We start from the raw sequence: 12,988 nt of genomic DNA, 5'->3' as shown, positions 1-12,988 counted from the left end.
GCGATGATCACCGCCGGCGCGGGGGCGTTGTGGATCGCGGCGAGCGTCGACCCATCCGAGGCGACCTACGACTTCCGTCCGTGGCAGGTGGCGTACACGGTGATGGCGGCACTGATGGCGGTCGGCATCCTCACCACGCTGATCATCCGCGAGCCGGCGCATGCGGCGCCGCTGCCGCGCATCGCGGAACAAGGATTCGGCGCGTGGCTGGCGACGAGCTTCGTGCAGCCCTTCGTGGATTTCTTCGTGCGCTACAAGTGGCAGGCGCTGCTGATGCTGGCGCTGATCGCGGTCTACCGCATCTCCGACGTGGTGATGGGGGTGATGAGCAATCCCTTCTATCAGGAGATGGGTTTCACCAAGGACGAGGTCGCAACCGTGTCCAAGGTGTACGGCGTGATCATGACCATTGCGGGTGCGGGCCTGGGCGGCCTGCTGGTGATGCGCATGGGCGTGATGCGCACGCTGTTTCTCGGCGCGCTGCTGTCGGCGGCGACCAACCTGCTGTTCGTCTGGCTGGCCGGGCGCGGGCACGACGTCAGCGCGCTGGTGGTCACGGTGTCGGCCGACAACCTCTCCGCCGGCATCGCCTCCTCGGCGTTCGTGGCCTACCTCTCCAGTCTGGTGAATCAAGCCTATTCGGCCACGCAGTACGCGCTGTTCACCTCGGTGATGCTGCTGCTACCCAAGTTCATCGCGGGCTTTTCCGGCGAGTTCGTCGATGCGTTCGGCTGGGCGAATTTCTTCACCGGCACGGCGCTGATCGGGGTGCCGGTGCTGCTGCTGGTGTGGCTGGTGGGGCGGGGGAAGACTTAAAACCTTTTTTTCCGCGAAGGACGCGAAGGGGCGCGAAGAAAAAAACAAGGAAGGACAAGAAATGGATGAACTCGTGTTTCGGGAGGAGGTTTATGCGGTTGTTGGGGCGGCGATCGAGGTGCATCGCGAGTTGGGGCAGGATTTCTGGAGGCGGTGTATCAGGAAGCGCTGGAGCGAGAGTTTTTGCTTCGCGAGATTGCCTTCGAAGCACAACGCGAACTGATGATTCACTACAAAGGCCAGCCGCTCGGAAAAGGCTACGTCTGCGATCTCCTGTGTTTCGACAAAGTGCTGGTCGAACTCAAGGCGATGGACAAGCTGACAGGACGCGAGGAAGCCCAACTCATCAACTACCTCAAAGCCGCCGGTTTACCCGTAGGCCTGCTGATCAACTTTGGCTCCCACGGAAAACTTGAATGGCGACGCCTCGTAAAATCCCAATGATCTCTCTGGTTTTCCTTCGCGTCCCTTCGCGTACTTCGCGGATAAAAAAGGCGCTGGACAAGCTGACAGGAGGTGAAAAAGCCCAACTCATCAACTACCTCAAAGCCGCTGGCTTGCCAGTAGGCCTGCTGATCAACTTCGGCGCCCACGGTAAACTGGACTGGCGACGCCTCGTAAAATCCCGATGATTTCTCCCTGATTTTCCTTCGCGTCCCTTCGCGTACTTCGCGGATAAAAAAATGATCGAATTCTCCCTCCTCACCGCCCTGCTCGCCGGCCTGCTCGGCGGGGTGCATTGCGTCGGCATGTGCGGCGGCATCGTCGCGGCGTTTTCCTTCCGCGCCGACGGCAGCACGCCGCCGTTCAGGATGCATCTGGCCTACAACCTGGGGCGGGTATCGTCCTATGTGCTGTTCGGTGCGCTGGCCGGAGCGCTGGGCGCCACGCTCAAGCTGGCCGGATTCATGCCGGTGCAGACCGCGCTGTTCGTGCTGGCGCAGCTGGTGATGATCCTGCTCGGGCTGTATCTGGCTGGCTTCAATCAATGGGTGCTGGTGTTCGAGCGCGCCGGCGGCGCGCTGTGGAAGAAGGTGAAGCCGCTGTTCCAGAAACTGTTGCCGGTGAAATCGCTGCCGCAGGCGGTACTGGCGGGCATGGCCTGGGGCTGGCTGCCGTGCGGACTGGTCTACTCGGTGCTGGTGTCGGCGCTGGCGGCCGGCAGCGCCACCTCGGGTGCGGCGCTGATGCTGGCATTCGGTCTCGGCACCCTGCCGAACCTGCTGGGCATGGGGCTGTTCGCGCGGCAGCTCCAGCCTTTCATGCAGCAACTCTGGGTGCGCCGCGCCGCCGGTCTGACGGTGGCGGGCTTCGGCGCGTGGGGGCTGCTGACGCTGATCCATTCGGCCGTCTCGAACCCCTGAACGGGCACCGATACGCAAAAAAACAGCCCCGGCTGGCGGGGCTGCGGGGTAGTCGGGCTTACTTGTAGAACTTCTGCTCGAACACCATTTCATGCTTGGGCTCGCCCGCCACTTCGACGCTGGCGGTGAATTTCAGGGTGTCCGGCGGGGAGACACGGAATTCGCCAAGATAGTAAATGGCGGTGCCTTCCTTGATTTCGCGCATGGTCACGTGGCCCAGCTGCTGGTTGAGATTGGTGGCATAGACGGCGATCTTGGCCGGAACCGGCGTCGGCACGCCGACCTTGTTCTGCTTCAGCACCGACATCGTCACCAGGCCGCGTGTCTTGCTGCGCTCGATCTTGTAGGCGCGCGCGACCTCGGGCAACAGCTCGTCGGTGGTGAGTGCGTTGTAGTGAATTTCCAGCGGGCCGAATTTCTGCGAGATTTCGGCATGGGCGGCAACGGCGATGGAACTCAGGCACAGGGCGGCAAGCAGACGTTTCATGGCGACTCTCCTCTTATCGTGGGCGATGCTATCCGAATTGTAGGCGTTTATTGAAACGTGGCGAGCCAGGCGGTCAGGTCGTCGAGCGCACGGCTGACGGCCAGGTTGGAGGCCTCGGCGGCGCCGGCGGCGTCGTAGCTCGGCACCGGCACCTGCTGCTCGAAGACGCGCCGCCCCAGCAGCTTGCGCTGCTTCAGATCGACCAGTTCGGCGCGCAGCGCCAGCCGCACCTGCCCCGGCTCGCTGGCGGCATCGTGGTAGAACTCGATCAATACCGTATCCAGCAGCACATCGCCGCGCACATAACCGCCGGCGGCGCTGACCTGCCAGGCGCCCTGGCGGTCGAGCCGCGCGCGCATGAGGTCGGCAAAGCGCTTGCCGGGGCGCTCGGTCCAGCGCGCGTACTGGTATTGGCCGCGGGTGCCGGCGCTGCGGCTGAATACCAGCTGGTCGGTGTCGTAAAAGCTGCCGGTGGTGGTGTCGAGCACCAGCAGGGTAGGAACGGCACCGCCGCGAACGGGGGCGGCAACGGGCGCAGGAGCAGGGTCGGCCAGCACGTAATACACCATCGCAGGGGCATTGGGCTGCTCGCCGAAATTGACGCAGCCCGTCAGGGTGAGGGCGAGCATAGCCGGCGCGAGGAGTCTTTTCATGGCAGTTTTTCTCCGGGGCCGAGCTGCTGCTGGCCCGGGCCGAACAGGATGGTGCGCGGGTTGGACAGGCGCTGCCCGGCGGTGGTCAGCACGTCGGCGCTGGTGCGCACATCGCGGCTGACATTGGTCATTTCCAGCGTGCCGGTTTCGGTGAGCTGCTGGATTTGTCCGGAAATCAGGCTGGCGTCGCGTTGCAGCTTTTCCATCGCGACCCTGGCTTCTTTCAATGCGTCCTCGGCGCTGTTGCCGACACCGACGATGCTGCCTTCGGCCCGGGTGGCGGCCTGGCCGATGCTGGCGCCAGCGAAGCGGAATTCGTCGGTGGCGTCGCGGATGCCCTGTACCACGGCGTCGAGACCCTGCTTGTTGGCGGCGAGATGGCCGGACAGCTCGTTGAGGTTGGCGAGCGTCTGGCTGATGGCATGCTGGTTGTCTTCCGACAGCAGCGTGTTCATTTTTTCCAGCACCTGCGCACCGTTGAGCGCCAGCCGCGAGATGGCGGTGGCGACCTTGTCGAGATCGGAGCTGCCCTCGGCGATGACCGGGTAGCGCCCGTCCCGGGGAAGCTCGCTCAGCAGGGCACTGTCGCTCGGGCCATTGTTGATTTCGACGGCGGCGATACCGGTGACCAGATTGCGCTTGATGTAAGCCGCGGCGCCCGTGTGTACCGGTACGCCCTCGTCGATGCGCGCAATGACGCTGACGGCCTCGTCGTCGCCCTGAACAAAACGGTAGCTGTCGACCACGCCCACTTTGATGCCGCGCATTTTTACCGGGCTGCCGACCGCCAGGCCGTCGAGCGACTGCTGCTTGAAATAAATGGTGTAGGTCTGGTACGCAATCTGATCCGCCGCCCCCACCAACCACACGATGGCCAGCGCCATCAGCGCGATCACTGCCAGCACCAGCGTGCCGACCAGGGTGTAGCGTCCTTCAGTTTCCATGCGCGGTTTCTCCATTCGGCGCCCGTGCGGCGAAGTAGTCGCGCAGCCACGGATCGTCGATATGCTTCAGTTCGGCCAGCGTTCCGCTGCCGAGCACGCGGCCATCCGACAGCACGATGACGCGATCGATAATCGAAAACAGTGTATCCAAGTCGTGGGTGACAAGGAATACGGTGAGCCCGAGGCTGTCGGCCAGCAGCCGGATCAGCGAGTCGAACGCGCGCGCCGAAATCGGGTCGAGGCCGGACGTCGGCTCGTCGAGGAACAGCAATTCCGGGTCGAGCGCCAGTGCGCGCGCCAGCGCCACCCGCTTGCGCATGCCGCCCGACAGCTCGCTCGGGCGTTTGCCGGCGGCGTCCGCCGGCAATCCGGCCAGCGCCAGCTTCAGCCGCGCCAGCCGGCGGCAGGTGGCGTGCGGCAGGTCGGTATGCTCGAACAGCGGGGTGGCGACGTTGTCCTCCACACTGAGGGAGGAGAACAGCGCACCATCCTGGAACAGCACGCCGAAGCGCCGGCGCAGCGCATTCATCTGCGCGGGCGTCGCATCCCACACCGATTGTCCGAACAGCTCGATGCGTCCCGCCTGCGGCCGCAACAGACCGATGATCTCGCGCAGCAATACCGATTTTCCGGTGCCGCTGCCGCCGATCAGCGCGACCACTTCGCCGCGCGCCACCGACAGGCTGAGGCCGCGATGGATGCTGTGTCCGCCCAGCGTGGTGGAGACATCGCGGACGTCGATGACCGGTTCTTCGTCCATCAGATTTCCAGCTTCACGAACATGATGGCGAAAATGGCGTTGAGGATGATGATGGCGACCAGGCTCTGTACCACGGTCGACGTGGTGTGGGCACCGACGCTGCGCGCGTCGCGGGTCACCGAGAGCCCCATGCGGCAGGCGATCAGCCCGATGAAGATGGCGAACACCGGCGCCTTGCCCAGCCCGACCAGCAGCGTCTTCAGCAGCAGCACCTCGGCCATCCGGTCCATGAACATGGCATACGAGATGTCGAGCTGCGCCTTGGTCACCAGCATGCCGCCCGCGAGGCCCGCGATGTCGCCGACGAACACCAGCAGCGGCAGCGCGATCAGCAGGGCGAGGATGCGCGGGACCACCAGCACCGCGAGCGGCGACAGGCCGAGCGTGGTGATGGCGTCGATTTCCTCGGTGACCTTCATGGTGCCGATCTGCGCGGTGATGGCGGCGCCGGTGCGCCCGGCCACCAGGACGGCGACGATGACCGGGGACACCTCGCGCAAGATCGCCAGCAACAGGCCGTCGACGACGAAGATGCTGGCGCCGTATTGCTGGGCCTGCGAGCCGAGCAGGTAGGCGAACACCACGCCCAGGAGAAAAAGCATGCCGGCGACGATGGGGATCGCGCCGACGAAGATGTCACGCACCTGGGCGCCGAATTCGAGCCAGCGCCAGCGGCCCGGACGTGCGGCCAGCGCCGCCAGCTCGAGGAAGAGGCGGCCGATGAAGTCGAGCAGGCCGACGAGGTGCCCCCACAGCACGAGGGCGCCGCGCCCGGCGAACTCGAACACGCCTTCACGGCGCAGCGCGGGCGTGGCCGCCGTCGCCGCCCAGTTGCGGTCCACCAGCTCGATCATCGCCCGGTGCCGCGGCTGGAAGGCGCGCAGCTCCGGCAGCGGCCCGGTCGCCTGCGGGCGGACCGCGCTGAGCAGCAGCCAGGCGCCGTTGGTGTCGAGGCGGGTGATGCCGGCGCCGTCCAGGACGCGCACCCGCCTGCCGGCAAGCTCGGGCAGCGCCGGCGCGGAACCGGCGTCCCAGTCGCCGCGCACGATCAGCGCGCCCTCGGCTTCGTCGAAGTGCGCGCTGGCTGCCGTCATGCGAGGTTGAGCGGGTTGTCGGGATCGATTCCCGGCATGAAGGGCAGGCCGCGCTCGCGGTGGGTGACCTGGTAGACGCAGCCGATCCAGTTGCCGACCACACCCTCGGCGGTGTCGTGCCAGGTGTTGTCGAGCAGCGGCAGCAGCAGCGGCTCGGGGAAGGCGAGCGTCTCGCCGGCCAGGGTGCGGTGGGCGTATTCGGCGAGCAGCGCCTGTGCCTGGCGGTTGAAGTAGCGCCGCGGGAACGGCGGGAACTCGGGCAGCTTGCCGGACGCCGCGAGCAGCAGGTCGCGCTTGTACTCCTTCAAGAGCGACACCGTGTCGTACTCGGGATGACCCTGGAAGAACACGGTCCGCAGGCCGTCGTGGGAAACCGCGAGGTGCACGCCGGCCTCGGCGCTCTCGGCCAGCACCCTGACGCCGGCCGCCTCGAACTGCGCGCGCGAGACGTCGTTCCAGCGCGAGTGCGGCACGTCGAAGCGCGTGTTGACGTCGCCCACCAGCGGGTGGCGCAAGTCGGTGACGCGGTGTTCGAACACCCCCCAGATCTTGGCGGGCTGCTTCACCCGCGTCTGGCCGTGGCGGAACTGCATCACCGCGTGGGTGGCGAGGCAGGAGCACAGGGTCGAGGTGACGTTGTCCCAGGCCCAGTCGATCACCTCGATCAGCGGCTCCCAGAAGGGCTCGTCGGCGAGGTTGGGGTGGCTGACGTTGGCGCCGGTAATGATGAGCGCGTCGAGCCCCGCCTCGCGGATGGCGTCGAAGCTCTCGTAGTACTGCGCGATGTGCGCCCGCGCCTTGTCGCCGCGCGGCAGCGTCGGCAGCGTGAAGGGGTGCATGTAGAACTGCGCGATCGGGTTCGACTCGCCGACCAGGCGGTAGAACTGGCGTTCGGTCGCCTCGATCGCCGCGTCCGGCATCATGTTGAGGAGCCCGACGTGCAGCTCGCGGATTTCCTGCCCGGCCGCGCGCTCGGTCGACAGCACCGTGATGCCGTCCCGGCGCAGGCGCTCGAAGGTGGGCAGGGCGTTATGCGCGACCAGCGGCATTCCGCCCCCCTGACCCCTGGCCCCTGAATCCTGATCCCTGCGCTCCTTCCCCTGGCGCCTTCCTCGCGATCGCGGTCTCCAGCAGCGCGAGGAAGTCGCGCTCGTCGCGCACCTGCGCCACTTCCTGCGACGTCACCGTGTAGCCGTGCGGCTGCGCGATCGCCTCGTAGCGCGGAATGCGCGAATGGAACAGGCGCGGGAACACCCACCGCGCGAAGTCGTCGGGCTCGACCTGCGCGACGTATTCGAGTCCCTTTTCCGCGAGGTAGACCGGCAGATGCTCGGCGAGGAAGGCCGGCCTGAAGTACAGCGGCTTGGGGTCGGACTGCGCGCGGCGGATCAGCGTCTCCTCCTCCTCGCGCGTCGTGGTCTGGATGTAGAGGATGAGCGTGTGCTCGGCCAGCAGCTCGATCACGCCGGGCGCGTCGAGCTCGCACAGGCTGCCGCCGACGTCGTTGACGAAATGCGGGTAGCCGTAGATCTCCTGCCCCTTGCGGATGAACTCGGGGACGTCCTTCATCGCGGCGATCTCGGCGTCGCGGTAGCCGGCCTGGCGGCGGCTGAACTCGTCGAGCGAAAGCCCGCCCCACTCGGGCCCGCCGAGCTTGCCGACGAAGGTGAGCACGGGGCCGAGATCGTGGATCTTGATGTTGTTCTTGATGTCGATCCAGTCGTTGCGCAGGAGGTCGCGCAGGAAGGGCACCTGCATCGCCTGCTGCTTGATGAGGTCGAGGATGGGCTCGTCGAGGTAGCGGGTGCCGATGCGGTAGTCGCCGGAATAGTGGAACCAGTCGTGGCCGCGCAGCATGGTCGAGATGTGCGTCTTGCCGACACCGGACATGCCGAGCAGGGTGACGCGCTTGGTCGGCCAGGCGCGGAAGGATTCGGGCGTGAAGTGCATGGGGCCGGTTTTCGTGTGGTCAGCGCGAAGCCTACCGAAAAGCCACGCAATTAAAAAGCAGGCGCGGCGCCGCTTGCTCCGCATCGCCGCGGGTCTACAGTGGACGGAGAGGCACCTCGGTTCGAGGGAATGGCCATGAACACCTGGATGGCAGCGGGACTCTTCATGATAGGCATGATGGGAAGCGGGCTGGCGCAGGACGCCGGATCGATCAGGCTGCCACCCCCTGAGACGGCGGGCGGCATGCCGTTGATGCAGGCGCTGCAGGCGCGGCGGTCGTCGCGCGAATTCGCGGGCCGGCCGCTTCCGCCGCAGCTGCTGTCGAATCTCCTGTGGGCGGCGAACGGCGTGAACCGGCCGGATTCGGGCAAGCGCACCGCGCCGTCGGCGCGCGACTGGCGCGAGATCGACGTCTACGTGACGACCGCGGAGGCAGCCTATCGCTACGACCCGGCGACGCACACGCTCACGCAGGTGGCCACAGGCGACCTGCGCCGCCTGACCGGGGTGCAGGACTTCGTCGCGACCGCCCCGATGAACCTGGTGTACGTGGCGGACCTCGACCGCACGAGCGACGACGACGCGCCCGAGCGGAAGGCGCGCTTCGTCGCCGCCGACGCCGGCTTCATCGCCCAGAACGTCTACCTCTTCTGCGCCTCGGCGGGGCTCGCCACGGTCGTGCGCGGCCTCGTCGACCCCGTGGCGCTGGGGAAGGCGCTCCGGCTCGGCCCCCGCCAGCAGGTCGTCCTCGCGCAATCGGTGGGCTACCCGGCCGGCGGCCGCTAGCGCGGCGTCGCGCATGCCCAAGCTCGCGCTCATCGAGTCCGAGGCGATGCGGCGCCTCGCCCGCATGCCCGAGGCCCGGCGGCGCGCCCTACAGCAGTCGCTGGTCGAGTTGTGCGATGGGCGCTGGGTGGAAATCCGGGGTCCGGAACCCGCCGCCCCGCTGGCGCATGCCCTGTGGTCGGTCGCGCCCCCGCGCGCCGACCTGCTGGCGGACCTCGCCGCGGCCGGCGACGCCCGGCTGGACGCGCTGCTTGGCCGCCACACCGCGCAGGGATTCGCCCTGCTCGCGCTGGCGGAGGTCGAGCGCGGCGACGCCGAAGGCATCCGCCTCGCCCATGCCCCCAGGATGCTGTTCGACACCCCCGCAGCCGGCGCCCGCTACGCGGATGCGGTCGCGGCAAGCCTGCGCGGCGCGGCGCACCCGCTGCACCGGCACGCCGGAAAGCCGCCGCTGTGGCAGGCGCTCGCCTGCCTGGCGGCCCGCTGCGGGCGCACCGACCTCGCCGCGGTGCGGGCAGCGATCGGCGTGCTGACATCCAGCCCCGCCGCCGATGCGGCTGCCGATCCGCAACTCGAGGCCCTGCGCCGCAGCCTCGACGAGGCCGGCGTGCGTTTTCTGGGCATCGATGACGACCACGTGAACCTCGCGATCCACGGCCATGTCCACGCACCCGCGCGCATGCGGCAGCTCGTCGAGACGCTGGGCGAAATCCGCCAGGCCTGGCTGGCCTGAGGGGGGCGAGCCGCTACCTGTCGAAGCGCGACCGGGCGACCGCCTCGCGGATCGCGTCCTTCGCCATGCCGACTCCCGCCTTCAGGTCCTGCCAGGCCTCGTCGCCGGCATCGGGCAGCGACGCCAGCCGGTCGCGCGCCTGATCCTGCCGGGTGCGCAACTGGGCGACCTGCTTGCGGTACTCGTCGCGGACGTCGGCCTGGGCGTGCTCGGCTGGGCCTGCAGTTCCTGGTTGTGGCGGCGCGATTCCACCAGCATCTGGGTGCGCAGGGTCAGGGCGTACACGACGAAGAGCACGACCAGAAACAGCATGGCGCCGAGCAGGATCACGCCGAGCGGGCCTTCGACGCTGAAGGCGATGAAGGAGAGCGTGGCGGGCGCGCTGAGGACCGACCAGTTCACCAGGGTGAACACGGCGAGCAGCAGCAGGGCGACCAGGATCGCCGCGGCGAGGAAATTCATCCTGTTCCTTTCGGGTTGTCGAATGCCTTCATCATAGACGCCCGGGCAAGGAAGCCGGGCGCGGCCCGGCGGCGCATAATGCGCGCTTTGCCCCCGGATACGCCCATGAACGCGCCCCGCCTGCCCGTGCTTTCCCTGCTCGAAACGCGCATCCTCGGCGTGCTCTGCGAGAAGCAGCGCACCGTGCCCGACACCTACCCGCTGTCGCTCAACGCCCTGGTGGCGGGCTGCAACCAGAAGACGAGCCGCCATCCCGTCATCGAGACGAGCGAGGCCAAGGTGGCGGCTGCCGTCGACAGCCTCAAGGGGCCGACGCTGGTCATCGAGTCGAGCGGCGGCCGCGTGCCGCGCTATGCCCACAACATGGAAAAGGCGCTGCAGCTGCCGTCGCAGTCGGTCGCGCTGCTCGCCGTGCTGATGCTGCGCGGACCGCAAACCGCCGGCGAGCTGCGCATCAACTGCGAGCGCCTGCACCGGTTCGCCGACATCTCCGCGGTCGAGTCCTTCCTGCACGAGCTCGCCGCGCGCCCCGAGGGCGCCCTGGTCGCCGAGCTGCCGCGCCAGCCCGGCGCGCGCGAGAACCGCTGGGCGCACCTGCTTTCCGGCACGCCCGCGCTCGACGAGGTGATGGCGACGCCTGCGGCGGCCGAGCCCGGCGCCGACGTGACCGTCGGCGAGATCGCCGCGCTCAAGGCCAACGTGGCTCGGCTGGAGACCGAGGTCGACGCGCTCAAGGCGCAGATGGCGGCGCTGCAACGCGAGCTCGGGCTCGCGACCTGAGGGCGGCGTCACCCCCGGGTCCCGGCGCCACGGCCGTGCTGGTGCACGCGGGCCGGGCGTCTATATTTCAGAGCATGTTCGATCCGACACGCAGCCTGATCGGCGCCACCTTCGCGGGCGGGGCCGCGTGCGCCGGGGAAAGGGGCATGACCATGGAACTGAGCTCGAACGCGTTCACCCACAATGGCGACATTCCCGGCCGGCACACCTGCGAGGGCGCCGACCAGTCCCCGCCGCTGGCGTGGTCGGGACTGCCAGCCGGAACGAAGAGCCTGGCGCTGATCGTCGACGACCCCGACGCCCCCGACCCCGCCGCGCCGAAGATGACCTGGGTGCACTGGGTGTTGTACAACCTGCCGCCCGGCACACCGGGGCTCGCGGCCGGGCAGTCGCGCCCGCAGGACCTGCCACCCGGCACCCGCGAGGGCCTCAACGACTGGCAACGCACCGGATACGGCGGCCCCTGCCCGCCGGTCGGCCGGCACCGCTACGTCCACAAGCTTTACGCCCTCGACACCGCGCTGCCGGCCCTGCAGCCGCCGACCAAGGCCGCGCTCGAAAAGGCGATGCAGGGGCACGTCCTGGGGAAGGCCGAACTGGTCGGGTACTACCAGAAGAAGAAGTAGGCCCGCCATGCGTGCGATCGCGCAATCCGCCGTCCTCGCCGCCTGCCTCGCAGCGGCCGGCCCGCCCTGCGCCACCGCCGACCCGCCGGCCGAACGCGCGAGCGTCGGCGCCGACGGCGTGCAGCGCGCACGGATCGAAGGCGGGTCGTACTTCTTCAGGCCCGAGCGGGTGACCGTGAAGGCGAACGTGCCGGTCGAACTGACGATCAGCGTGGAGCGCGGGCTGGCCCCCCACAGCTTCGTGATCCAGGCCCCCGAGGCGGGGATCGACATCGACGAAAGCCTGTCGAGCACGCCCAAGACCATCCGCTTCACGCCCACCACCGCCGGCAGCTATCCGTTCTACTGCCGCAACCGGCTGCTGTTCCTGGAGAGCCACCGCGAGAAGGGGATGGCAGGGGTGCTCGTGGTGGAGTAGCGATGCTGGCCGCGCTGGCGCTGGCCGCCCTCGCCGCAAGCCGCCCGGCGCCGCTCGCCGACGCCGTCGAGCACTACCGCACGGTCGAGTCCTACCGCGTCACCCTGCACACCGTCCGTCCCGACGGCGAGGAACATCTCCGCTATTACTACAGGAAGCCGGGGTTCGTCCGCATCGAGTTCGTCCGCCCGCACGCGGGCGCCGTGCTGGTCTACAGCCCGCTCACCCGGCGGGTGCGCCTGTGGCCGTTCGGCGTCGGCCGCTTCCCGGAGCTCGACTTGAGCCCGCGCAATCCCCTGGTGCGCGGCGTCGGGGGCCAGACCGTCGACCGCTCGGACGTGGGCGCCTTGTTCGAACATGTCGGCGCGCTGCTGGAGGCGGGGCACGCGGAGGCGCCCGACGAGACAAGCGTCGACGCTCGCCCCGCGCTGCGCCTGGTGGTGAGCGGCGCGCCGGGGCAGACGATCGCCGGCGTGCACCAATACGAACTGTGGCTCGACCCGGCGACCCGGTTCCCGCTGAGGGTGATCAGCCGCGACCCGGCGGGTGCCGTGATCGAGACTGTCACGTTCGACGCGCTGGAAATCGACGTGCCGCTCGCGCACACCCTCTTCGATCCGCCGCACGACTGATGGAATACCACCTGGTCACGCTCTGGTGCATCGAGGCGCCGCTCGAGCAGGTGTGCGACGCCATCTCCGATTCGCTCAGCTGGCCGCGCTGGTGGCGCAGCGTGGAGCGCGTCGACGAGCTCGCCCCCGGCGACGCCCGCGGCATCGGCAGCGTGCGCCGCTACACCTGGCGCGGCCGCCTGCCGTATCGGCTCACGTTCGACATCCGCGTGGTCGACGCCGAGCGTCTGGCCTGGGTCGAGGGCACCGCGAGCGGCGACCTCCAGGGCCGCGGCCGCTGGAGCTTCTCGACCGACGGCCGGGTGACCCGCGCGCGCTTCGACTGGCAGGTCCGCACCACGACCGCCTGGATGAACCTGGCCGGGCCGCTCGCGCGCCCCCTCTTCAGGTGGAACCACGACGGCATCATGCGCTGCGGCGGCGAAGCGCTGGCGCGCACGCTCGACGCCCGCCTGGCCGGCGACGTCGTCTGCTTCGAGGCGC

At 68.4% G+C, this 12,988-nt stretch carries 19 protein-coding genes; 11 read left to right on the top strand and 8 right to left on the bottom strand.

What is annotated here, in order from left to right; genetic code table 11:
* From Q0L94_RS01685 to Q0L94_RS01670, 4 genes are all read left to right on the top strand, one after another.
* On the top strand, positions 1-816 hold an 816-nt coding region (locus tag Q0L94_RS01685), incomplete at its 5' end, for an MFS transporter (protein WP_296749474.1).
* A 153-nt stretch (positions 817-969) separates the two neighbouring features.
* Complete coding sequence (locus Q0L94_RS01680) at positions 970-1,260, top strand: GxxExxY protein (RefSeq protein WP_296749472.1); 291 nt, start codon at positions 970-972, stop codon at positions 1,258-1,260.
* Entirely contained in the window at positions 1,233-1,448 is a 216-nt protein-coding gene (locus Q0L94_RS01675) for a GxxExxY protein (protein WP_296749470.1), read from the top strand. The genes Q0L94_RS01680 and Q0L94_RS01675 overlap by 28 nt, the downstream gene beginning before the upstream one ends.
* A gap of 51 nt (positions 1,449-1,499) precedes the next feature.
* Positions 1,500-2,180 (top strand): sulfite exporter TauE/SafE family protein, encoded by a 681-nt coding sequence (locus tag Q0L94_RS01670; protein WP_296749468.1) that lies wholly within the window; start codon positions 1,500-1,502, stop codon positions 2,178-2,180.
* 58 nt (positions 2,181-2,238) lie between these two features.
* Here the strand turns inward: Q0L94_RS01670 and Q0L94_RS01665 are convergent, their stop codons facing one another.
* Genes Q0L94_RS01665 through Q0L94_RS01635 form a run of 7 tightly spaced genes read right to left on the bottom strand, consistent with a single transcriptional unit; the run spans position 2,239 to position 8,068 of the window.
* Positions 2,239-2,667 carry a DUF4426 domain-containing protein gene (locus Q0L94_RS01665; RefSeq protein ID WP_296749467.1) on the bottom strand — a complete coding sequence of 143 codons (429 nt, stop codon included), beginning with the start codon at positions 2,665-2,667 and terminating at the stop codon, positions 2,239-2,241.
* A 47-nt stretch (positions 2,668-2,714) separates the two neighbouring features.
* Positions 2,715-3,320 carry an ABC-type transport auxiliary lipoprotein family protein gene (locus tag Q0L94_RS01660; RefSeq protein WP_296749465.1) on the bottom strand — a complete coding sequence of 202 codons (606 nt, stop codon included), beginning with the start codon at positions 3,318-3,320 and terminating at the stop codon, positions 2,715-2,717.
* On the bottom strand, positions 3,317-4,264 hold the full coding sequence (locus tag Q0L94_RS01655; protein ID WP_296749463.1) for an MlaD family protein: 948 nt from the start codon (positions 4,262-4,264) through the stop codon (positions 3,317-3,319). The genes Q0L94_RS01660 and Q0L94_RS01655 overlap by 4 nt, the downstream gene beginning before the upstream one ends.
* Entirely contained in the window at positions 4,254-5,024 is a 771-nt protein-coding gene (locus tag Q0L94_RS01650) for an ABC transporter ATP-binding protein (RefSeq protein WP_296749461.1), read from the bottom strand. Before Q0L94_RS01650 ends, Q0L94_RS01655 begins: the two co-directional genes overlap by 11 nt.
* Positions 5,024-6,118: an ABC transporter permease gene (locus Q0L94_RS01645; RefSeq protein WP_296749459.1), complete on the bottom strand. Its 1,095-nt coding sequence runs from the start codon at positions 6,116-6,118 to the stop codon at positions 5,024-5,026. The genes Q0L94_RS01650 and Q0L94_RS01645 overlap by 1 nt, the downstream gene beginning before the upstream one ends.
* A complete protein-coding gene (locus Q0L94_RS01640) occupies positions 6,115-7,167 on the bottom strand; it encodes a homoserine O-succinyltransferase (protein ID WP_296749457.1) in 1,053 nt (350 codons plus the stop codon). Before Q0L94_RS01640 ends, Q0L94_RS01645 begins: the two co-directional genes overlap by 4 nt.
* The gene (locus tag Q0L94_RS01635; RefSeq protein ID WP_296749455.1) at positions 7,148-8,068 is read right to left on the bottom strand and encodes an ATPase; all 921 of its coding nucleotides are present in this window, start codon (positions 8,066-8,068) and stop codon (positions 7,148-7,150) included. The genes Q0L94_RS01640 and Q0L94_RS01635 overlap by 20 nt, the downstream gene beginning before the upstream one ends.
* A 135-nt stretch (positions 8,069-8,203) precedes the next feature.
* Here Q0L94_RS01635 and Q0L94_RS01630 point away from each other — a divergent pair, with 135 nt between their 5' ends.
* Positions 8,204-8,854, top strand: a complete 651-nt coding sequence (locus Q0L94_RS01630; protein ID WP_296749453.1) for a SagB/ThcOx family dehydrogenase — start codon at positions 8,204-8,206, stop codon at positions 8,852-8,854.
* A 13-nt stretch (positions 8,855-8,867) separates the two neighbouring features.
* On the top strand, positions 8,868-9,587 hold the full coding sequence (locus Q0L94_RS01625) for a hypothetical protein (protein ID WP_296749451.1): 720 nt from the start codon (positions 8,868-8,870) through the stop codon (positions 9,585-9,587).
* A gap of 81 nt (positions 9,588-9,668) precedes the next feature.
* Here Q0L94_RS01625 and Q0L94_RS01620 read toward each other — a convergent pair whose 3' ends face one another.
* On the bottom strand, positions 9,669-10,049 hold the full coding sequence (locus Q0L94_RS01620; protein ID WP_296749449.1) for a LapA family protein: 381 nt from the start codon (positions 10,047-10,049) through the stop codon (positions 9,669-9,671).
* A gap of 78 nt (positions 10,050-10,127) precedes the next feature.
* On the opposite strand from Q0L94_RS01620, the gene Q0L94_RS01615 reads away from it, so the two are divergent.
* The 5 genes from Q0L94_RS01615 to Q0L94_RS01595 form a co-directional block, all read left to right on the top strand.
* Positions 10,128-10,829 (top strand): DUF480 domain-containing protein, encoded by a 702-nt coding sequence (locus Q0L94_RS01615; RefSeq protein ID WP_296749448.1) that lies wholly within the window; start codon positions 10,128-10,130, stop codon positions 10,827-10,829.
* Between the two features lie 146 nt (positions 10,830-10,975).
* Positions 10,976-11,455, top strand: a complete 480-nt coding sequence (locus tag Q0L94_RS01610) for a YbhB/YbcL family Raf kinase inhibitor-like protein (protein WP_296749476.1) — start codon at positions 10,976-10,978, stop codon at positions 11,453-11,455.
* A 7-nt stretch (positions 11,456-11,462) separates the two neighbouring features.
* Entirely contained in the window at positions 11,463-11,873 is a 411-nt protein-coding gene (locus Q0L94_RS01605) for a cupredoxin domain-containing protein (RefSeq protein WP_296749446.1), read from the top strand.
* A 2-nt stretch (positions 11,874-11,875) separates the two neighbouring features.
* A complete protein-coding gene (locus tag Q0L94_RS01600; protein WP_296749439.1) occupies positions 11,876-12,505 on the top strand; it encodes a DUF1571 domain-containing protein in 630 nt (209 codons plus the stop codon).
* Positions 12,505-12,988: SRPBCC family protein (locus Q0L94_RS01595; protein WP_296749437.1), on the top strand; the 484-nt coding region annotated here is incomplete at its 3' end. The genes Q0L94_RS01600 and Q0L94_RS01595, both read left to right, overlap by 1 nt.

The sequence above is a fragment of the Thiobacillus sp. genome, assembly GCF_024708915.1.
Note: the sequence above shows the minus strand (reverse complement) of the source record. Positions and strands in the feature narration are given on the sequence as shown.